The organism is Streptomyces sp. NPDC026092, assembly GCF_040638605.1.
Classification (GTDB): Bacteria; Actinomycetota; Actinomycetes; order Streptomycetales; family Streptomycetaceae; genus Streptomyces.
Window position 1 is genome coordinate 20,212 of the sequence record NZ_JBEZYN010000012.1, and the last position, 19,898, is coordinate 40,109.

17 protein-coding genes and 1 tRNA gene are annotated in these 19,898 nt (G+C 70.8%); 14 read left to right on the forward strand and 4 right to left on the reverse strand.

Features of this window, described 5'->3' with window-relative positions:
• Position 1: 1 nt before the first annotated feature.
• From AB0F56_RS20500 to AB0F56_RS20520, 5 genes are all read left to right on the forward strand, one after another.
• Positions 2-853 (forward strand): siderophore-interacting protein, encoded by an 852-nt coding sequence (locus AB0F56_RS20500; RefSeq protein ID WP_362011532.1) that lies wholly within the window; start codon positions 2-4, stop codon positions 851-853.
• 171 nt (positions 854-1,024) lie between these two features.
• The gene (locus tag AB0F56_RS20505; RefSeq protein ID WP_362011535.1) at positions 1,025-2,503 is read left to right on the forward strand and encodes an aspartate aminotransferase family protein; all 1,479 of its coding nucleotides are present in this window, start codon (positions 1,025-1,027) and stop codon (positions 2,501-2,503) included.
• Positions 2,490-3,773 carry a lysine N(6)-hydroxylase/L-ornithine N(5)-oxygenase family protein gene (locus tag AB0F56_RS20510; protein ID WP_362011537.1) on the forward strand — a complete coding sequence of 428 codons (1,284 nt, stop codon included), beginning with the start codon at positions 2,490-2,492 and terminating at the stop codon, positions 3,771-3,773. The genes AB0F56_RS20505 and AB0F56_RS20510 overlap by 14 nt, the downstream gene beginning before the upstream one ends.
• Positions 3,770-4,321 carry a GNAT family N-acetyltransferase gene (locus AB0F56_RS20515; protein ID WP_362011540.1) on the forward strand — a complete coding sequence of 184 codons (552 nt, stop codon included), beginning with the start codon at positions 3,770-3,772 and terminating at the stop codon, positions 4,319-4,321. Before AB0F56_RS20510 ends, AB0F56_RS20515 begins: the two co-directional genes overlap by 4 nt.
• Positions 4,318-6,114 carry an IucA/IucC family siderophore biosynthesis protein gene (locus tag AB0F56_RS20520; protein ID WP_362011542.1) on the forward strand — a complete coding sequence of 599 codons (1,797 nt, stop codon included), beginning with the start codon at positions 4,318-4,320 and terminating at the stop codon, positions 6,112-6,114. Before AB0F56_RS20515 ends, AB0F56_RS20520 begins: the two co-directional genes overlap by 4 nt.
• A gap of 63 nt (positions 6,115-6,177) precedes the next feature.
• Here AB0F56_RS20520 and AB0F56_RS20525 read toward each other — a convergent pair whose 3' ends face one another.
• Positions 6,178-7,791 (reverse strand): beta-N-acetylhexosaminidase, encoded by a 1,614-nt coding sequence (locus AB0F56_RS20525; RefSeq protein ID WP_362011545.1) that lies wholly within the window; start codon positions 7,789-7,791, stop codon positions 6,178-6,180.
• A 223-nt stretch (positions 7,792-8,014) separates the two neighbouring features.
• Between AB0F56_RS20525 and AB0F56_RS20530 the strand changes: the two genes are divergently transcribed.
• Positions 8,015-8,290 (forward strand): hypothetical protein, encoded by a 276-nt coding sequence (locus AB0F56_RS20530; protein WP_361969256.1) that lies wholly within the window; start codon positions 8,015-8,017, stop codon positions 8,288-8,290.
• 54 nt (positions 8,291-8,344) lie between these two features.
• On the forward strand, positions 8,345-10,162 hold the full coding sequence (gene glmS, locus AB0F56_RS20535) for a glutamine--fructose-6-phosphate transaminase (isomerizing) (RefSeq protein WP_362011548.1): 1,818 nt from the start codon (positions 8,345-8,347) through the stop codon (positions 10,160-10,162).
• 163 nt (positions 10,163-10,325) lie between these two features.
• Here glmS and AB0F56_RS20540 read toward each other — a convergent pair whose 3' ends face one another.
• Complete coding sequence (locus AB0F56_RS20540; protein ID WP_362011551.1) at positions 10,326-10,889, reverse strand: GPR1/FUN34/YaaH family transporter; 564 nt, start codon at positions 10,887-10,889, stop codon at positions 10,326-10,328.
• Positions 10,890-11,041: 152 nt separating this feature from the next.
• Positions 11,042-11,563 carry a universal stress protein gene (locus AB0F56_RS20545; RefSeq protein WP_329120266.1) on the reverse strand — a complete coding sequence of 174 codons (522 nt, stop codon included), beginning with the start codon at positions 11,561-11,563 and terminating at the stop codon, positions 11,042-11,044.
• A gap of 497 nt (positions 11,564-12,060) precedes the next feature.
• Here AB0F56_RS20545 and AB0F56_RS20550 point away from each other — a divergent pair, with 497 nt between their 5' ends.
• From AB0F56_RS20550 to AB0F56_RS20580, 7 genes are all read left to right on the forward strand, one after another.
• Positions 12,061-12,312, forward strand: a complete 252-nt coding sequence (locus AB0F56_RS20550) for a hypothetical protein (RefSeq protein ID WP_362011975.1) — start codon at positions 12,061-12,063, stop codon at positions 12,310-12,312.
• Between the two features lie 397 nt (positions 12,313-12,709).
• A complete protein-coding gene (locus tag AB0F56_RS20555) occupies positions 12,710-13,879 on the forward strand; it encodes a helix-turn-helix domain-containing protein (protein WP_362011554.1) in 1,170 nt (389 codons plus the stop codon).
• Positions 13,880-14,005: 126 nt separating this feature from the next.
• Positions 14,006-14,608, forward strand: a complete 603-nt coding sequence (gene orn, locus AB0F56_RS20560) for an oligoribonuclease (protein ID WP_362011557.1) — start codon at positions 14,006-14,008, stop codon at positions 14,606-14,608.
• A 142-nt stretch (positions 14,609-14,750) separates the two neighbouring features.
• Positions 14,751-14,823, forward strand: a tRNA-His gene (locus tag AB0F56_RS20565).
• A gap of 150 nt (positions 14,824-14,973) precedes the next feature.
• A complete protein-coding gene (locus AB0F56_RS20570; RefSeq protein WP_362011978.1) occupies positions 14,974-16,257 on the forward strand; it encodes an ABC transporter substrate-binding protein in 1,284 nt (427 codons plus the stop codon).
• A gap of 4 nt (positions 16,258-16,261) precedes the next feature.
• On the forward strand, positions 16,262-17,245 hold the full coding sequence (locus tag AB0F56_RS20575) for a sugar ABC transporter permease (RefSeq protein WP_362011560.1): 984 nt from the start codon (positions 16,262-16,264) through the stop codon (positions 17,243-17,245).
• Complete coding sequence (locus tag AB0F56_RS20580; protein WP_362011563.1) at positions 17,245-18,075, forward strand: carbohydrate ABC transporter permease; 831 nt, start codon at positions 17,245-17,247, stop codon at positions 18,073-18,075. Before AB0F56_RS20575 ends, AB0F56_RS20580 begins: the two co-directional genes overlap by 1 nt.
• Positions 18,076-18,165: 90 nt before the next feature.
• Here AB0F56_RS20580 and AB0F56_RS20585 read toward each other — a convergent pair whose 3' ends face one another.
• On the reverse strand, positions 18,166-19,659 hold the full coding sequence (locus AB0F56_RS20585; RefSeq protein WP_362011566.1) for a cellulose binding domain-containing protein: 1,494 nt from the start codon (positions 19,657-19,659) through the stop codon (positions 18,166-18,168).
• Positions 19,660-19,898: the final 239 nt, after the last annotated feature.

The following is a 19,898-nucleotide window of genomic DNA, read 5'->3' on the forward strand; positions in this document are numbered from 1 at the left end:
CATGGCGAACGCCGAGACCGCCCCCTTCCAGTTCTTCTCCCTCCAGGTCGACCGGACGAGGCGGCTCGGCCCGTCCCTGGTCCGCGTGACGTTCACCGGTGAGGACCTCAAGTCCTTCGCCTCCGGGGGGCGCGACCAGTCGCTCTCCCTCTTCCTGCCGCACCCCGGCCAGGAGGCCCCCGTCCTGCCGCCGCTGGACGACCCGGACATGTACGCGATCCTGGGCGCCTGGCGCGCGATGCCGGACGACGAGCGGGCCGTGATGCGCTCGTACACCGTCCGGGAGCAGCGCACCGGGCCCGACGGGCCGAACGAGATCGACATCGACTTCGCGCTCCACGAGGACGGCGGGCCCGCCTGCCGTTGGGCGCAGGGCGCCAAGCCCGGCGACCGGGTGGTCGTTCTCGGCCCGGCGGTCGCCGAGAACACCGCCGTCCGCTTCCAGCTTCCGGACGACGCCGACTCCGTACTCCTCTGGGCCGACGAGACGGCCCTGCCGGCCGCCGCGGCGATCCTGGAGTGGCTGCCGGCCGGGACCCGGGCGCAGGTCTATCTCGAAGTGCCGTTCTCCGGCGACCGGATCGAGCTCACCACCCGGGCCGAAGCCACCGTCACCTGGCTCGTACGGGAGGAGGGCGCACCCTCCGCCGTGGCCGCGGTGCGCGCCGCCGAACTGCCGGGTGACGCACCGTACGTGTGGATCGCGGGCGAGTCCGGTTCGGTGAAGGAGCTGCGCCGTCACTTCGTACGCGATCGTGAACTCGACCGCAGGCGTGTGACGTTCGTCGGTTACTGGCGCAAGGGGCTGTCCGAGGACGCCCTGCGCGAGTCGCCGCAGGAAGACGACCAGTAGAGGATCCATAGAGGACCCCTGCGACCTCTGCGAGGACCCCTCACCCCTCACGGGTGGGGGGTCCTTTGCGTGGCAAAGTTAGGTTAGGCTAACCTCACTTACGCACCGCCACCCTTGGCGCGCACCCACCCCCTCACCCCTCACCTCTCCCGTCCCCGGAGGACCATCCCCATGCGCTCGCACCTGCTCAACGACGCCACGGCGGAGAGCTACCGGCGCTCCGTCACCGAAGGAGTCGAGCGGGTGGCGAGGAAACTCGCCACGACGCGCCGCCCGTTCACCGGTGTCACGCCCGCCGCGCTGGCCCCCACCGTCGACGCCGTCGACCTCGACAAGCCGCTCGGCGACTCCTCCGCCGCCCTCGACGAGCTGGAGAGCGTCTACCTCCGCGACGCCGTCTACTTCCACCACCCCCGCTACCTGGGCCACCTCAACTGCCCGGTCGTGATCCCCGCCGTCCTTGGCGAGGCCGTCCTCTCGGCGGTCAACTCCTCGCTCGACACCTGGGACCAGAGCGCGGGCGGCACCCTCATCGAGCGCAAGCTCGTCGACTGGACCACCGGCCGCATCGGCTTCGGACCCTCCGCCGACGGCGTCTTCACCAGCGGCGGTTCGCAGTCCAATCTCCAGGCCCTGCTCCTGGCCCGCGAGGAGGCGAAGACGACCGACCTGTCCAAGCTCCGCGTCTTCACCTCCGACTGCAGCCACTTCAGCGTCCAGAAGTCCGCCGGCCTCCTCGGTCTCGGCCCCGACGCCGTCATCTCCATCCCGGTCGACCGGACCCGGCGCATGCAGTCCGTCGTCCTCGCCGCCGAGCTGGAGGCCTGCCGTGCCGAGGGCCTGACGCCGATGGCGATCGTGGCCACCGCGGGCACCACCGACTTCGGCTCCATCGACCCGCTGCACGAGATCGCCGCCCTGGCCGAGGAGTACGGCGCCTGGATGCACGTCGACGCCGCCTACGGCTGCGGACTGCTCGCCTCGCCCACCCGCCGCCACCTCCTGGACGGCATCGAGCGGGCCGACTCCGTCACCGTCGACTTCCACAAGTCCTTCTTCCAGCCGGTGAGCTCCTCCGCGCTCCTGGTCCGGGACGGGGCGACCCTGCGCCACGCCACGTACCACGCGGACTACCTCAACCCGCTCCCCCAAGCTCTCGGCTCCGCTCGAGCAGGGGGGACCCCCACGACGGTCGCCGAGCAGATCCCGAACCAGGTCGACAAGTCCCTCCAGACCACCCGCCGCTTCGACGCGCTGAAGCTGTGGATGACCCTGCGCGTGATGGGCGCCGACGGTGTCGGAGAGCTCTTCGACGAGGTCTGCGACCTGGCCAGGGACGGCTTCGACCTGCTCGCCGCCGACCCGCGCTACGACGTGGTGGTGCAGCCGCAGCTGTCCACGCTCGTCTACCGCTACATCCCGGAGGCCGTCACCTCCCCCGCCGACATCGACCGCGCCAACCTCTACGCCCGCAAGGCGCTCTTCGCCTCCGGCGAGGCCGTCGTCGCCGGGACGAAGGTCGACGGCCGCCAGTACCTCAAGTTCACCTTGCTCAACCCCGAGACGACCGTGGCCGACATCGCCGCCGTCCTCGACCTGATAGCCGGCCACGCCGAGCAGTACCTGGGAGAGACCCTTGTCCACGCCTGATACGACCAGCACGTACGACTTCATCGGCATCGGGCTCGGTCCGTTCAACCTCGGTCTCGCCTGCCTGACCGAGCCGATCGACGAGCTGAACGGCCTGTTCCTGGAGTCCAAGCCGGACTTCGAGTGGCACTCCGGGATGTTCCTGGAGGGCTCGCACCTCCAGACGCCGTTCATGTCGGACCTGGTCACGATGGCCGACCCGACCTCCCCGTACTCCTTCCTGAACTACCTGAAGGCGAAGGGCCGGCTCTACTCCTTCTACATCCGCGAGAACTTCTACCCGCTGCGCGTCGAGTACAACGACTACTGCCGCTGGGCCGCCGACCAGCTGAGCTCCATCCGGTTCTCGACCACCGTCGCCGCCGTCACCTACGACGAGGCCGGCGAGGAGTACGTGGTGACCACGGAGGCCGGGGAGACCTTCCGTGCCCGCCGAATCGTGCTCGGCACCGGCACCCCGCCGCACGTCCCCGACTCCTGCCAGGGCCTCGGCGGCGACCTGATCCACAACTCCCGCTACCTCCCGAACAAGGAGGCGCTCCAGAAGAAGCGGTCGATCACCCTGGTCGGCAGCGGCCAGAGCGCGGCGGAGATCTACTACGACCTCCTCTCCGAGATCGACGTCCACGGCTACCGGCTGAACTGGGTGACCCGCTCGCCGCGCTTCTTCCCGCTGGAGTACACCAAGCTGACGCTGGAGATGACCTCGCCGGAGTACGTGGACTACTTCCACGCGCTGCCCGAGCAGACCCGCTACCGGCTCGAGAACCAGCAGAAGAACCTGTTCAAGGGCATCGACGGCGAGCTGATCGACGCCATCTTCGACCTGCTCTACCAGAAGAACCTGGCCGGCCCGGTCCCCACCCGGCTGCTCACCAACTCGGCCCTGCACTCCGCCGCGTACGACGACACCAGCGGCACGTACACGCTCGGCTTCCACCAGGAGGAGCAGGGCACGGACTTCACGCTCGACACCGAGGGCCTGATCCTCGCGACCGGCTACAAGTACTCCGTCCCCGCGTTCCTGGAGCCGGTCCGCGACCAGCTGCGCTGGGACTCCCAGGGCCGCTTCGACGTCGCCCGGAACTACTCGGTCGACACCACAGGGCGTCGCGTGTTCGTGCAGAACGCGAGCGTCCACACCCACTCCATCACCTCGCCCGACCTGGGCATGGGTGCGTACCGCAACGCGTACATCATCGGAGCGATGCTGGGCCGCGAGTACTACCCCGTCGAGAAGACCATCGCGTTCCAGGAGTTCGCCGCGTGACCGCCGACATCGCCACCGACACCGTCCGCTTCCGCCCGCTCGACCCGCTCGCGGACGCCGAGCTGATCCACGGCTGGGTCACGCACCCCAAGGCCGCGTTCTGGATGATGCAGGACGCCGCGCTCCAGGACGTCGAGCGCGAGTACATGGCGTTCGCGGCGAACCCGCACCACGAGGCCTTCATCGGGCTGGTGGACGAGGTGCCCGCGATCCTCATGGAGCGGTACGACCCGTCCCAGCTGGAGCTGGTCGGCCTGTACGAGCCCCAGCCCGGCGACGTCGGCATGCACTTCCTCGTCGCGCCCACCGACACCCCTGTCCACGGCTTCACCCGCCGGGTGATCACCGCCGTCATGCGGGAGCTGTTCGCCGACCCGGCGACCGAGCGGGTCGTCGTCGAGCCGGATGTGGCCAACAAGGCCGTCCACGCGCTCAACGAGGCCGTCGGCTTCGTGGCCGAGCGCGAGATCCAGAAGCCGGAGAAGAAGGCCCTGCTGTCCTTCTGCACCCGTGCGCAGTTCGAGGCCGCCGTGGGAGCCACCGTATGAGCCGCCGCCCGTCCCCCGTCGCCGACCCCGTCGCGCACCTCACCCCGGCCCGCTGGGCCGACGCCAACCGGGCGCTGATCCGCAAGGGCCTCGCCGAGTTCGCCCACGAGCGGCTGCTCAACCCGCAGGAGCTGGGCGGGAACCGCTACCGGGTGCGCAGCGACGACGGCACCGTCGAGTACCGCTTCGCCGCCGACCGGTACGCGCTCGACCACTGGCAGGTCCACGCCGAGTCGATCACCCGCCACCGCGGCGAGGAGCATCTCCCGCTCGACGCGCTGCTGTTCATCACCGAGCTGCGCGGCTCGCTGGGCCTGAGCGACGAGGTCCTGCCGGTCTACCTGGAGGAGATCTCCTCCACCCTGTCCGGTACGGCGTACAAGGCCACGAAGCCGCCGGTCACCGCCGCCGAGCTGGCGCGTGCGGACTTCCAGGCGATCGAGACCGGGATGACCGAGGGTCACCCCTGTTTCGTCGCCAACAACGGCCGGCTCGGCTTCGGCGTCGACGAGTACCACGCGTACGCCCCCGAGGCCGCCGCCCCGATCCATCTGATCTGGCTGGCCGCGCGCCGTGACCGCACCACCTTCACGGGCTGCGCGGACGTCGAGTACGACAGCTTCGTCCGCGCCGAGCTGGGCGACGCGGCGGTCGACGGCTTCGCCGCGACCCTCGCCGAGCGGGGCCTGGACCTGGCCGACTATCTGCTGATGCCGGTCCACCCCTGGCAGTGGTGGAACAAGCTCGCCGTCACCTTCGCCGCCGAGGTCGCCCAGCAGCGCCTGGTGTACCTGGGCGAGGGCGACGACGCGTACCTCGCGCAGCAGTCGATCCGTACGTTCTTCAACACGGCGGATCCGGCCAAGCACTACGTCAAGACGGCGATCTCGGTCCTCAACATGGGCTTCATGCGCGGGCTCTCGGCCGCGTACATGGAGGCGACCCCGGCGATCAACGACTGGCTGGCCGGTCTGATCGACGCCGACGCCGTCTTCAAGGAGGCGCGGTTCTCGATCATCCGCGAGCGGGCGGCGGTCGGCTACCGGCACCTGGAGTACGAGGCGGCGACGGACCGGTACTCCCCGTACCGCAAGATGCTCGCCGCGCTCTGGCGCGAGTCGCCGGTGGCCTCCCTGGCGCCGGGCGAGCGGCTCGCGACGATGGCCTCATTGCTCCATGTCGACCACGTGGGCGCGTCCTTCGCGGGCGCCCTGATCGCGGACTCGGGCCTGGAGCCGACGGCATGGCTGCGCGGCTACCTGGACGCGTACCTGCTGCCGCTGCTGCACAGCTTCTACGCGTACGACCTGGTCTACATGCCGCACGGCGAGAACGTGATCCTGGTCCTCGACGAGCAGGGTGCGGTGATCCGGGCGGTGTTCAAGGACATCGCCGAGGAGATCTGCGTGATGGACCCGACGGCGGTGCTGCCGCCGGCCGTGGAGCGGATCCGGGCGGACGTCCCCGAGGACATGAAGCTGCTGTCGATCTTCACGGACGTCTTCGACTGCTTCTTCCGCTTCTTCGCGGCGACGCTCGCGGCGGAGGGCACGCTCGACGAGGACGCGTTCTGGCGGACGGTCGCGGAGTGCGTGCGCGCGTACCAGGAGTCGAAGCCGGAGCTGGCGGAGAAGTTCGAGCGGTACGACCTGTTCGCGGAGACCTTCGCGCTCTCCGCCCTCAACCGCCTCCAGCTGCGTAACAACAAGCAGATGGTGGACCTGGCGGACCCGTCGGCGGCCCTCCAGCTGGTCGGCGACCTGGTGAACCCGATCGCGCGGTTCACGCGCTAGCTCACCTTTCGGACCGGCGCGGGCCGGGTGGAGTACGGTCCTCCACCCGGCCCGCGCTGCTGTCTACTCAGCCGGCCACGGAACCTGAGGCGACCGGTAGTAGTCGATCCCGAGGGCCTCGAACCGCGGCCCCTGCGCGGCCAGTCGCGTCTTGTACGTCTCCCAGTCGTGCGTCGCCGCCGGGGACCAGCCCAGTTCGGCGACGCCCGGCAGGCGCGGGAAGGCCATCTGGTCGATGTGCGCGTTCTCGGAGAGGGTCTCCGTCCACAGCGGCGCCTCGACGCCCTTGACCGCCTCGGCGGGCGCGCCGGGGAGGTAGGCGGCCGGGTTCCAGTCGTAGGAGCGCTGGACCTCGACGTAGCCGGCCCAGGCGAGGCCCAGCTTGGTGTCCTTGGTGTACTTCATGTCGAGGTAGACCCGGTCGGCGGGCGAGAGGATCAGCCCGGTGCCGTTCCGCGCGGCCGCCGCGACCTGCTCCTTCTCCGCCGCACTGGTCCGGTCGAGGCCCCAGTACTGGGCGAGGGCGCCCTGGGCGGGCACGGCGCCGGTGAGCTGGTGCCAGCCGACGACGGTCTTGCCGTACTTCGCGACGATCGGCTGGACCCGCTCCATGAAGGCCACGTAGTCCGCGTGGGGCGTGGAGTGCGCCTCGTCGCCGCCGATGTGGAGGTACGTGCCGGGGGTGAGCGCGGCGAGTTCGCGGATGACGTCGTCCACGAAGTCGTACGTGATCTCCTTCGGCACGCACAGGGAGCTGAAGCCGACGGCGGTGCCGGTGTAGAGCGGCGGGGCGACGCCGTCGCAGTTCAGCTCGGCGTAGGAGGCGAGGGCCGCGTTGGTGTGGCCCGGCAGGTCGATCTCGGGGACGACCTCCTGGTGGCGGGAGGCGGCGTAGCGGACGATCTCCTTGTAGTCGGCCTTGGTGTAGTAGCCGCCGGGGCCGCCGCCGACCTGGGTGGAGCCGCCGTAGGTGGCGAGCCGGGGCCAGGAGTCGATGGCGATGCGCCAGCCCTGGTCGTCGGAGAGGTGCAGGTGCAGCTTGTTGATCTTGTAGAGGGCGAGCTGGTCGATGTACCGCTTGACCTGCTCGACGGTGAAGAAGTGCCGGGAGACGTCGAGCATCGCGCCGCGGTAGGCGTAGCGCGGGGTGTCGGTGATGGTGCCGCCGGCGACCTTCCAGGGGCCGGGCTGCCTGGTCTTCTTCTCGACGGCCGCCGGGAGCTGCTGGCGCAGGGTCTGGACGCCGCGGAAGAGGCCGGTGGGCCGGTGGGCCGTGAGGGTGACGCCGTCCCGTCCCGACTGCAGCCGGTAGCCCTCGTCGCCGAGGGACGTCTCCGCACCGCTGAGGCGGAGTCGGATGCCGCCGCTCGCGTCGTGCTCGTCGACGACGCGCAGGGAGAGGCCGGTGGACGGGCGCAGGATGCCGGCGAGGTAGTCGGCGACGGCGCGGGAGTCGCGGGAGTCCTCGTCGATCCGGATGCGGGTGGCGGAGGTGAGCGTGTACGGCTGTCCGGCCGGGGCCACGGAGGCCGGGACGGGGACGACCTGGCCGAGCGGGCGGGTCGTGGAGTCGGCGGCGGAGTGGGAGACGGGGGCGGCTCCGACGGAGGAGATGCCGGCCGCCGCGAGGAGCAGTGCGGCGCCGAGGAGGCGGGGAAGCGTTCTGCGCTGTCTCACAGACATGGGTCCCTTTCGATGAACGTCAATGAACGTCGATCAACTTCGTCGGGCTTTACGGCTGTGGATATGCGTATCCGAACAGTCACCATGCGTACCGTGCACCACTTCAGCGGTCAAGGTGTAGACCAATTTCGCCCTCAGGGCGGTGATCATGAAGGCGCCTGCCCGAATTCGGGCAGGATTCTTGCGAAGAATGGGGGTGACCCCTCAGTATTCTCGGGTGCTCGATCGCCGCCCGTCGCATGACGACCTCATCGACCACCTGGTGCGCAGCACCGCGCTCCAGCGCGGGGAGGCCGCCCGGGTGGTGCTCGACGTGCTGGCGTACTTCGACGAGTCGACCGAGGACTTCGTCCGCCGCCGCCACCGCGAGCTGCAGTCCGGTGGCGCGGTGAACGCCGAGATCTTCGAGCGCATCGCGGCCGAGCTGCCGCACCGCGCGGTGGCGCCACCGGAGCTCTCGCTCCGGCAGCTGCGCCGCATCGTCTACGGGTGACGCCGACCGGGTCACGGCCGGGCACACACACCAACTTGGAGGGTTGACACCTATATGTGCGGAATCGTCGGTTACATCGGAAAGCGCGACGTCGCCCCGCTGCTGCTGGAAGGCCTGCAGCGGCTGGAGTACCGGGGGTACGACTCCGCCGGCATCGTCATCACCAGCCCGAAGGCCACCGGCCTGAAGATGGTCAAGGCCAAGGGCCGGGTCCGTGACCTGGAGGCCCGTGTCCCCAAGCGCTTCACCGGCACCACCGGCATCGCCCACACCCGCTGGGCCACCCACGGCGCGCCGAGCGACATCAACTCGCACCCGCACATGGACCCCGAGAACAAGGTCGCGGTCGTCCACAACGGCATCGTCGACAACGCCCAGGAGCTCCGCGCCAAGCTGGAGGCCGACGGCGTCGTCTTCGCGTCCGAGACCGACACCGAGGTCATCACCCACCTCATCGCCCGCTCCCAGGCCACCACCCTGGAGGAGAAGGTCCGCGAGGCGCTCAAGGTCATCGAGGGCACCTACGGCATCGCCGTCATGCACGCCGACTTCAACGACCGCATCGTGGTGGCCCGCAACGGCTCCCCGGTCGTCCTCGGCATCGGCGAGAAGGAGATGTTCGTCGCCTCCGACGTCGCCGCCCTGATCGCCCACACCCGCCAGGTCGTCACCCTCGACGACGGCGAGATGGCCACCCTCAAGGCCGACGACTTCCGTACGTACACGACCTCGGGCGCCACCACGACGGCCACCCCGGAGACCGTGGAGTGGGAGGCCGCCTCCTACGACATGGGCGGCCACGACACGTACATGCACAAGGAGATCTCCGAGCAGCCCGACGCGGTCGACCGCGTGCTGCGCGGCCGGATCGACGACCGGTTCTCCACCGTCCACCTGGGCGGCCTGAACCTGGACGCCCGCGAGGCCCGCTCGATCCGCCGGATCAAGATCCTCGGCTGCGGCACCTCGTACCACGCCGGTCTCATCGGCGCCGGGCTCATCGAGTCCATGGCCCGCATCCCCGCCGACGCCGAGCCGGCCTCGGAGTTCCGCTACCGCAACCCGGTCGTGGACCCCGACACCCTGTACATCGCCGTCTCCCAGTCCGGTGAGACGTACGACGTGCTCGCCGCCGTGCAGGAGCTGAAGCGCAAGGGCGCCCGCGTCATCGGCGTCGTCAACGTGGTCGGCTCCGCCATCGCCCGCGAGGCCGACGGCGGCGTGTACGTGCACGCGGGCCCCGAGGTCTGCGTCGTCTCCACCAAGTGCTTCACCAACACGGTGACCGCCTTCGCGCTGATCGCCCTGCACCTCGGCCGCATCCGCGACCTGTCGGTCACCGACGGCAAGCGGATCATCGAGGGCCTGCGCAAGCTGCCCGGCCAGATCAGCGAGATCCTCGAGACCGAGGAAGAGATCAAGAAGATCGCCGCGGAGTACGCGGGCGCCCAGTCGATGATGTTCATCGGCCGCGTGCGGGGCTACCCCGTCGCCCTCGAGGCCTCCCTGAAGCTCAAGGAGATCTCGTACATCCACGCCGAGGCGTACCCGGCCTCCGAGCTGAAGCACGGCCCGCTCGCGCTCATCGAGCCGGCTCTGCCGACGGTCGCGATCGTCCCCGACGACGACCTGCTGGAGAAGAACCGCGCCGCCCTGGAGGAGATCAAGGCCCGCAGCGGCCGCATCCTCGCGGTCGCGCACCAGGAGCAGGCCAAGGCCGACCACACCATCGTCGTCCCGAAGAACGAGGACGAGCTGGACCCGATCCTGATGGGCATCCCGCTCCAGCTCCTCGCCTACCACACGGCGCTCGCCATGGGCCGCGACATCGACAAGCCGCGCAACCTGGCCAAGTCCGTCACGGTCGAGTAGCAGCTGTCCGGGCCTGTCACCCGGAGCTCTCGACCACGGCCGGGAAAGCCCGTCCGCCCGCCTTCCGGACCTGTCCCCGGAAGGGCGGACGCCCGGCCGGACACACAGAGCGGTCCCCGCGCACCTCGTGCGCGGGGACCGCTCTTTTGTCAGCCCTCCTGTGTCAGCTCGCCGTGGCCGCGCTGCGGCCCGAGCGGCTCAGCGAGGTCGGCCAGTGGGCCACCGCCGCCGTCGCGCCGTACCAGGCCGCCAGACCCGCCAGCGCGGCGACCCAGCCGCCCGCCTTCGCCAGACCGCCGTTGTCGGCGAGTGCGCCGATGCCGAGCAGCAGCAGCGCGACGAACAGCAGCCCGTAGACACCCTGTCCGAACAGACCGCTGCCCGCGGCCGCCATGGTCAGCGTGAGCGCCAGGAGCGCCCACAGCAGCAGGAAGAGACCGGTGGCCTCGGCCGAGCCGCCGTCGCCGACTCCGGTCCCCCAGGTGAACCAGAACGCACCGAGCGCCGAATAGGCCGTGCCCTCACCGCCGTTGCCGGCACGCAGGGCGAGCAGGCCGACGAGGAAGAGCGCCACCCCGCCGACCCAGGTGGCGAGGGATGCGGCGTCCGACGCCGCGACGTTGTCGATGACGCCGGTGCTGCCGATGCCGAAGGCCAGCAGGGTCAGTCCGAGCGCGAGGTGGCCGAGAGTGGAGGTCGTGTTTCCCGCGGCGACGTCTTTGTCCACGGCGGGCTCCCTTCAAGTGGGCAGTTGTGCTGCGTGAGCTGCTTGATCCGGTGACATTTAAGTACCCTTCACAAGCACACAAATCACCTTTCGTGGCCAGAAATTATCGCCGTACGAAGGGAGTTGACGAAGCGTCGAGGAAGTGAAGCGCGTCAGGGGATGACGATCACGGGCCGCTGCGCGCGCTTGGCGAGCCGGCCGGCCACCGAGCCGAAGATGCGGCCGACGATCCCGTGCGTCGAGCCGACCACGATCGCGTCGGCGGAGTACTCCCGGCCGACCTCCTCCAGCTCGTGGCAGATGTCGCCGCCGCGCTCGACGAGGATCCAGGGCACCTCGGCCAGATAGTCCGCGCAGGCGAGCTCCAGACCGAGCACCTCGGTGCGGTGGTCGGGGACGTCGACGAAGACCGGCGGCTCGCAGCCCGCCCAGACGGTGGTGGGGAGCCGGTTGGCGACATGCACGATGATCAGGCCGGAGCCGGATCGTTTGGCCATGCCGATGGCGTAGGCGAGGGCTCGCTCACTGGAGGTCGAGCCGTCGAAACCGACGACCACTCCGTGGCGGAAGGCGGGATCGCAGGAGTGGCGTGGCTGTTCGACCGCGAGGGGGTCGACCGTGGAATCGGCGACGCGCTTGCGGTCCGCGGGTTCGGGGAATTCGTGACCGGCCATCGGTGTCTCGGCGAAGAAGATCCTCGTGGGAAGGGAAACGGGAGAACGTCGTATACCTATACGTCTGCGTCGTACGGAGCAACGGTTGGCGGCGGAGCTGTGTCCGGGAATCATCTTCCCAAGCCCATACCCCCAAGGGTACGGCGACACTCCTCTCCTGCCCAGAGCCGTCCAGGGCCCGCACACAGCGCTCGCACGGCGTTCCAGGGAGCATGCACGAGCCCGTCCCGTTATGGCAATGCCGCCTGTCCCCTACAGCTGTCCTTTCCGTGCCCCTCCGAGGCCCCGCCAGGGGTCCCTACGGGGTCCGTACGGGGGCCGAACGGAGGCCCGCGAGAGTGACCGGAACGTTCCGCTTGTCGTTCCCACAGGTCCAGTCACCGTCGCAGGGAGCCCCGCCCGTGCCCGCACCAACGGCCGCCGCCACCGCCCGCCCCGACGACCTTCCCCTCGACCGCGTCCCCGCCGACCGACCCGCCGGCCGCCCCGCGCCCGTCGTGTCCGCGGCCCCCACGGAGTCGGCGGGCGATGTCGTCCGGTGGGCGGTCTTCTGCTGCGTCCTCGTCCCGGTCGTCCTCGTGGTCTACGGCACCTCGCTGGGCGGCGCCGCCGGAACGGCGCTCGGGCTCGCGGCCGTGACGGCGGTCTGCCGGGTGCTCCTGCGCCGCTCGGAGCGGGGTCTGCGGGCCGAGACGGCGGCACCCCGCGCACGTCGCTCGCACGGCGGCCGAAACCACCGTCACGGGTGACGCGTCCCTCGCGAAGCTGACGTATTCGCACGCCCACGCCCATATGTTTTCAGCCAAGTTCCAGATGTCGGCGCGTCCTTGGCGGAATGACCCCTCAACCCCCGTGCCACCAGGCCGGAAAGGCGTGCGCCGGGCCTCCGCACCCTACGGGGACGGGCCATGCGAGCCACGCGCACTTCCCTGCGCGGCCCACGAGTGGAACGCTTCGTGATCGAATGCTTCGCGCCAAGTTGCCTTGTCGACAATGTGCTGGATGGAGAACGTGGCACGTCGGCACTACGGAACACAGTAGATTCGATCATGGGTATCGAAGACTGGGGTCTCGTGCAAAACCGAGGGGAATCGTGCAGGAGCGACAGGACCAGGGAGACGCGAACACCGAGGGGGGCTTAGCGTCATGAGCCAGGACTCCGCCGTTACGGAGGCCGCACGGAAGCTGTCCGGGCGCCGCCGCCGCGAAGTAGTCGCGGTGCTGCTGTTCAGTGGCGGCCCCATCTTCGAGAGCTCCATCCCGCTCTCCGTGTTCGGAATCGACCGGCAGGACGCCGGAGTACCGCGTTACCGGCTGCTCGTGTGCGCCGGTGAGGAAGGCCCGCTGCGGACCACAGGGGGCCTCGAACTGACCGCGCCGTACGGCCTGGACGCGATCAGTCGCGCCGGAACCGTCGTCGTACCGGCCTGGCGGTCGATCACCTCGCCGCCACCGCCGGAAGCACTCGAAGCGCTGCGCCGGGCACACGAAGAAGGCGCGCGGATCGTCGGGCTGTGCACCGGCGCGTTCGTGCTCGCCGCCGCCGGGCTGCTCGACGGCCGCCCGGCCACCACACACTGGATGTACGCGCCGACGCTCGCCAAGCGCTATCCGTCGGTCCATGTGGACCCGCGGGAGCTCTTCGTCGACGACGGGGACGTGCTGACCTCGGCCGGCACCGCGGCCGGCATCGACCTGTGTCTGCACATCGTGCGGACCGACCACGGCGCGGAGGCCGCCGGCGCGCTCGCGCGCCGACTGGTCGTCCCGCCGCGGCGCAGCGGCGGCCAGGAGCGCTACCTCGACAGGTCCCTGCCCGAGGAGATCGGCGCCGACCCGCTCGCCGAGGTCGTCGCCTGGGCCCTGGAGCACCTCCACGAGCAGTTCGACGTGGAGACGCTCGCGGCCCGTGCGTACATGTCACGGCGTACGTTCGACCGGCGCTTCCGCTCACTGACGGGGTCCGCCCCGCTCCAGTGGCTGATCACCCAGCGGGTGCTCCAGGCGCAGCGGCTGCTCGAGACCTCCGACTACTCGGTCGACGAGGTCGCGGGACGCTGCGGCTTCCGGTCGCCGGTCGCGCTGCGCGGGCACTTCCGCCGCCAGCTCGGCTCCTCGCCGGCCGCGTACCGCGCGGCCTACCGGGCTCGGCGCCCGCAGGCCGAGCCCGTGACGGTCCTCGACCCGCTGGTGCCGTCGCAGGGCGGCATGCCGGTGGGCCGACGGCCCGGCGGGCCGCTCGACCCGGGGAAGCCGCACTCCGACGCGTACGCCTCCGGGCGACCGGCCCTCCCGGGCCAGCGCAGCGCCCCCTAGGGGCCGACCAGACCGCGTGCCACAAGCCGCGCACCGAGAAAACCGGCGGGCGCCCGGGGAGAACCTCTCCCGGGCGCCCGCCGGCGTACGGGTCCGAACCAAAGAGCAGGCCCTAAGGTAGGACGCATGAACGATCGCATGGTGTGGATCGACTGCGAGATGACCGGGCTCTCGTTGACGGACGACGCACTCATCGAGGTGGCCGCGCTGGTCACCGACTCGGAACTGAACGTGCTCGGCGACGGCGTGGACATCGTCATCCGGCCGCCGGAAGCGGCGCTGGAGACCATGCCCGAGATCGTGCGCCAGATGCACACCTCCTCCGGCCTCCTCGACGCCCTGGCCGAGGGCACGACCCTCGCCGACGCCGAGGCGCAGGTCCTCGCCTACGTGCGCGAGCACGTCAAGGAGCCCGGCAAGGCGCCGCTGTGCGGGAACTCGGTCTCCACCGACCGGGGCTTCCTCTCGCGGGACATGCCGGCCCTGGAGAGCCACCTGCACTACCGGATCGTCGATGTCTCCTCGGTCAAGGAGCTGGCCCGCCGCTGGTACCCGAGGGCGTACTTCAACAGCCCGGAGAAGAGCGGCAACCACCGCGCGCTCGCCGACATCCGCGAGTCCATCGCCGAGCTGCGCTACTACCGCGAGGCGATCTTCGTCCCGCAGCCCGGGCCCGACTCGGACACGGCGAAGCAGATCGCGGCCCGCCACGTCCTGCCCCCGGAGTAGCCCACACCCTCTGGGACGCCCTGCTCGCGCCCCTGACGCACCTCTGACGCCCCCGGGTCGAATGCGGGCGCGAGCACCCTCCCGGACCCTGTAGACTTCTTCTCGGCCGGTCGGGGAAACCTTCGGGAAACCGCCGGTCATGGTGGGTGTAGCTCAGCTGGTAGAGCACCTGGTTGTGGTCCAGGATGCCGCGGGTTCGAGTCCCGTCACTCACCCTGAAGGTCGAGGCCCCGGTTCGAAAGAACCGGGGCCTCGGTCGTTTTCCGGGGCCCTTCGGGTGAGCGCGCGCGGCGCCCCCGAGGTGCGGGGCGGGGGCGGCGCCTAACGTGACGACGGTCACCACGCCCCGGCACCGGAAGGCCGTCATGCGGAGGAGTCGTACCGCCGTCGCCGTCGCCGCCGTGCTCGCCGGCGCGCTGCCGACCGGGTGCGCCGCGGGCCCCGCCGAGCAGCCCGGGCGGACCACGCTCACCGTCGGGGTGTTCGGGGCCTTCGGCCTGAAGGAGGCCGGGCTCTACGACACGTACATGCGGCTCCACCCCGGGATCACCGTCCGGCAGACCTCGATCGAGCGGAACGAGAACTACTACCCGCAGCTCCTCACCCACCTCGTCTCCGACTCCGGCCTCGCCGACGTGCAGGCCGTCGAGGTGAACAACATCGCCGAGGTCACCACCACCCAGGGGCACCGGCTCGAAGACCTCGGCCGGGCGAGCGGCGTCGACAAGAACGCCTTCCTGCCCTGGAAATGGGCGCAGGGCACCGACCGGAACGGCCGAACGGTCGCCCTGGGCACGGACATCGGGCCGCAGGCCGTCTGCTACCGCAAGGACCTCTTCGCCAAGGCCGGGCTTCCCACCGACCGGGCCGCCGTCGGGCGGCTCTGGGCCGGGGACTGGCAGAAGTACCTGGACGTCGGCCGGCGGTTCAAGGCCGCCGCGCCCGCCGGGGTCGCCTTCGTCGACTCCGCCTCCGGGGTGATGGCCGCGATCACCGGAAGCAGCCCCCGCCGCTTCTACGACACCAGCGGCGAGGTCGTCTACAAGGACAACCCGGCGGTGAAACGCGCCTGGGACCTGGCCGCCGCCTTCGCCACCGGGGGCCTGACGGCCAGGCTCCAGCAGTTCACGCCCGCCTGGGACCAGGCGTACGCCAACGGCCGGTTCGCCACGGTCTCCTGCCCGGCCTGGATGCTCGGCTACATCCAGGACAAGGCCGGGCCCGCAGGCCGGGGCGCGTGGGACGTGGCGGCGGCGCCCCGGCCCGGCAACTGGGGCGGCTCCTTCCTCGTCGTACCGTCGGCCGGGAAGCACCGGGCCGAGGCGGTGAAGCTGGTGGCCTGGCTGACCGCGCCCGCCCAGCAGGCGACGCTCTTCGCGCGGCGGGGCAGCTTCCCCAGCTCCTCGGCCGCCCTCGCCCTGCCCGCCGTCTCCGGGGCCCGGCACGCCTACTTCGGCGGCGCGCCCGTCGGCGCGATCTTCGCGGCGGCCGCCCGGGGCGTGCCGGTCGCGGTCACCGGTCCGAAGGACGCGGTCATCGCGCAGAACCTGGCCGACATCGGGATGCTCCAGGTCGACCAGAAGGGGCGGCCGCCGCGGGCCGGCTGGGACGCGGCCGTGAAGACGATCGACAACGCCCTGGACCGGTGACCCGATGACCGAGGCCGAGGTCGACGTCGCCGTACCCCCGCTGGAAGCACCCGCGCGCCGGACGAAGGAGGCGACCCAGCGCGCCCGGCGGCATCGGCGGGACCTGCGCTACGGGCCGTACGCGCTGGTCGCCCCCTTCTTCGTGCTCTTCGCCGCCTTCGGGCTCTTCCCGCTCCTCTACACCGGCTGGGCCTCGCTGCACCGGGTCGAGCTGACCGCGCCGGACCGGATGGAGTGGGTGGGGGCGCGGAACTTCACCCGGCTCCTGAGCGACGACTTCTTCTGGAACGCGCTGGGGAACACGGTCACCATCGGTGTCCTGTCGACCGTTCCGCAGCTGCTGATCGCGCTCGGCCTCGCGCATCTGCTCAACTCCCGGCTGCGCGGCCGTACGTTCTTCCGGGTCGCGGCCCTGACTCCGTACGCGACCTCGGTGGCCGCGGCCACGCTGGTCTTCGTGCTGCTCTTCGGGCGGGACCACGGGCTGGTCAACTGGGTGCTCGGGGCGGTCGGGTTCGGGCCGGTGGACTGGCAGAACGGGACGTGGGCCTCGCGGGTCGCGGTGTCGACGATCGTGATCTGGCGCTGGACGGGCTACAACGCGCTGATCTATCTGGCGGCGATGCAGTCGATCCCGCGCGAGCTGTACGAGGCGGCGGAGCTCGACGGGGCCTCGCGGTGGCGGCAGTTCGTCCATGTGACGGTGCCGGGGCTGCGGCCGACGATCCTCTTCACGGTCGTGGTCTCGACGATCGGCGCGACGCAGCTCTTCGGGGAGCCGCTGCTCTTCAACGGGGGCGCCGGGGCCACGGGCGGGGCGGACCACCAGTACCAGACGCTGGGTCTCTATCTGTACGAGCAGGGGTGGGTGAACCACCATCTGGGGCGGGCGTCGGCGATCGCCTGGGCCATGTTCCTGATCCTGCTGCTGATCGGCGCGGTGGCGCGGCTGCTGCGGCCGTGGTTCGCCGGGCGGGAGGAGTCCTGATGCGTGCCGCGTCGCGGGCGGCCGGGTGGCCGGTGTACGCCCTGCTCGTCCTCTTCACCGCCGGGTCTCTCTTCCCCTTGCTGTGGACGGCGGTCGCGGCCTCGCGGGACACCACGCGGCTCGCCAGGACCCCGCCGCCGCTCTGGTTCGGCGGGAACCTGCCCGCGAACCTCTCCACGGCCTGGACGGACGCCAATCTGGGGGTGGCGCTGCTCAACACCACGGTCGTCGCGGGTGCGGTGGCGGCGGGCACGGTGCTCTTCTCGACGCTGGCCGGCTTCGCCTTCGCCAAGCTGCGGTTCCGGTTCAGGAACGGGCTGCTGCTCGTGGTGATCGGCACGATGATGGTGCCGCCGCAGCTGGCCGTCGTACCGCTGTTCATGCTGATCGCCGAGGTGTCGTGGACCGACCGGCTGCAGTCCGTCGTGCTGCCGGCGCTCGTCTCCGCCTTCGGGGTCTTCTTCATGCGCCAGCACCTGAGCCGGGCGCTGCCCACGGAGCTGATCGAGGCGGCCAGGACGGACGGGGCGGGCACGCTGCGGATCGTCTGGCACGTGGTGTTCCCGGCCGCGCGGCCGGCGATGGCGGTGCTGGGGATGCTGTCGTTCGTGATGGCCTGGAACGACTTCTTCTGGCCGGTGATCGCGCTGACCCAGAACGGCAGCCCGACGGTCCAGGTGGCGCTCGCGGGGCTCGGGCGGGGCTACGTCCCGGACCCGTCGGTGATCATGGCGGGGGCGCTGCTCGGGACGCTGCCGCTGCTGGTGGTGTTCGTGGTGTTCGGGCGGCAGATCGTCGGCGGGATCATGCGGGGCGCGGTGAAGGGGTGAGCCGGGGTTCTCAAGGGGCGCGCCCCGGCCGGAGGGTAGGGCTCCGGCCGGGGCGCGCGTGGGTGGGGGGACAGGGGGGTCCTGGGCTCGCTACTTGTAGGCGGCGAAGGCCTTGGTGAAGGCCAGGGGCTGCTGGAGGATCGAGGAGCAGGTGGCGTCCGCGTGGTTGACCGCGCCGGCCGCGCACTGCTTGTCGCGGGTCGAGGACCACATCGAGAGCCAGCCGATGCCCTTGGACTTCGCGAAGTCGACCAGCTGGGTGGCGTCGTCGACCTTGAAGATCTCGGTCGTCACGTCGTTGACGCCGATCATCGGGGTCACGGCGACGGCCTTCCAGGCGGCGGCGTCGGAGAGGCCGAGGACGCCCTTGATCTGGGCCTGGGTGGCGGTGGCGGCCTGGATGGCGTACGTCCCCATGTCGGCGCTGTAGGCCGGTCCGTAGTCCATCGCCATGATGTTGACGGCGTCGACGCGGACGCCGTTGCGCTTGGCGTCGGCGAGCAGGTCCACGCCCGGCTGGGTCAGGCCCTCGGGCATGACCGGCAGGGTGAAGGAGACGTTCAGGCCGGGGTGGGACTTCTGGAGCTGGGCGATCGCCTGGGAGCGCCGGGTGTTGGCGGCGGTGTCCGGCAGGGCGGCGCCCTCGATGTCGAAGTCGACCTTGGTGAGCTTGTACCGGTCGACGACCTTGCCGTAGGCGGCCGCGAGGTCGGCGGAGTTCGCGCAGTTCAGGGCCAGTTCGTGACCGGCGGCGCCGCCGAAGGAGACGCGGACGTCGCCGCCCTTGGCCCGCAGGGCTCCGATCTGGGCGGCCACCTTGTCGTTGGCCAGGTCGGTCACGCCGCCCCAGAGCGGGGCGCAGGAGCCGCCGGAGGTGATGAAGGCGAGGTTGAACTCCTTGACCCCGGTGGCGTCGGCGGTCGCGAGCAGGTCGTACGCCGGGTAGAGGGAGGTGTCGACGTACGGCGCGAACTTCGCGGCCCCTGCCGCCGGGGTCCCGGTCGGGGTGGGGGTGGGAGCCGTGGTCGTCGGGGCCGGCGGGGTGCTGGTCGACGGCTTCGCGGTGGGGGTCGCCGGGGCGGAGGGGCTCGCGGTGGCGGTGGGCGGCGTGGTGGGGCGGCCGCTCGGGGTCGGGGTGGCGCCGCCGACGGAGCAGGAGGCCTTGTTGATGAGGCAGTTGGCGGGGTCGCCCGCCTGGCCCGCAGCCGAGGTCACGAAGCCGACGGTGACGGACTGGCCGGGGGCGAGGACCTTGTTCCAGCTCGCGGGCTTCACCGTGACGTGCCGGCCGGAGACGGTGTGCTCGCCGTTCCAGAGCGAGCCGATCGTCGTCCCCGCGGGCAGGTCGAACTCCAGCGTCCAGCCCCCCGACTGGACGCTGGAGGTCTCGTTGGTGACGACGTACTGGCCGGTGTAGCCGCCGGTCCAGGAGCTGGTCCGGGTGTACGCGGCGCCCACGGCGGCGGCCTGCGCGGTGCCGGTGAGGGCGAAGGCCGCGCCGCCGATCACCGCCGCCGTGACGACCGCGCCGATGACCTTCGTCCTGCCGCTCGTCCTGCGCCGGTGCGAAGTGGTGGTGCTCATCGCGTGCCTGCCTCTGTGTGCCGGGGGTGGGGTGGAACTCGGGTGCGGCAGCACGCTAGCGACAGGGAATCGGACAAATACCCATGAGTGGACGGGGGTTGGGATTCTTAGGGTCCGCTTAAGGAAGCCATCGGGGCCAGGAAAGGTTCCGCGTCACGACGGAGGGCGTCGCGCAGTGGGCTCGGGTCCGACTCCCGGTGACGGGGGAGGAACACCGGGAACCGGGCCGGAGCCCATTG

Bases quoted from the DNA above. Each gene is read 5' to 3' on its own strand.
- AB0F56_RS20520 (WP_362011542.1), top strand. From the start codon at position 4,318: ATGAGCCGCCGCCCGTCCCCCGTCGCCGACCCCGTCGCGCACCTCACC.
- AB0F56_RS20505 (WP_362011535.1), top strand. From the start codon at position 1,025: ATGCGCTCGCACCTGCTCAACGACGCCACGGCGGAGAGCTACCGGCGC.
- AB0F56_RS20575 (WP_362011560.1), top strand. From the start codon at position 16,262: ATGACCGAGGCCGAGGTCGACGTCGCCGTACCCCCGCTGGAAGCACCC.
- orn (WP_362011557.1), top strand. From the start codon at position 14,006: ATGAACGATCGCATGGTGTGGATCGACTGCGAGATGACCGGGCTCTCG.
- AB0F56_RS20500 (WP_362011532.1), top strand. From the start codon at position 2: ATGGCGAACGCCGAGACCGCCCCCTTCCAGTTCTTCTCCCTCCAGGTC.
- AB0F56_RS20570 (WP_362011978.1), top strand. From the start codon at position 14,974: ATGCGGAGGAGTCGTACCGCCGTCGCCGTCGCCGCCGTGCTCGCCGGC.
- AB0F56_RS20555 (WP_362011554.1), top strand. From the start codon at position 12,710: ATGAGCCAGGACTCCGCCGTTACGGAGGCCGCACGGAAGCTGTCCGGG.
- glmS (WP_362011548.1), top strand. From the start codon at position 8,345: ATGTGCGGAATCGTCGGTTACATCGGAAAGCGCGACGTCGCCCCGCTG.
- AB0F56_RS20585 (WP_362011566.1), bottom strand. From the start codon at position 19,659: ATGAGCACCACCACTTCGCACCGGCGCAGGACGAGCGGCAGGACGAAG.
- AB0F56_RS20545 (WP_329120266.1), bottom strand. From the start codon at position 11,563: ATGGCCGGTCACGAATTCCCCGAACCCGCGGACCGCAAGCGCGTCGCC.
- AB0F56_RS20580 (WP_362011563.1), top strand. From the start codon at position 17,245: ATGCGTGCCGCGTCGCGGGCGGCCGGGTGGCCGGTGTACGCCCTGCTC.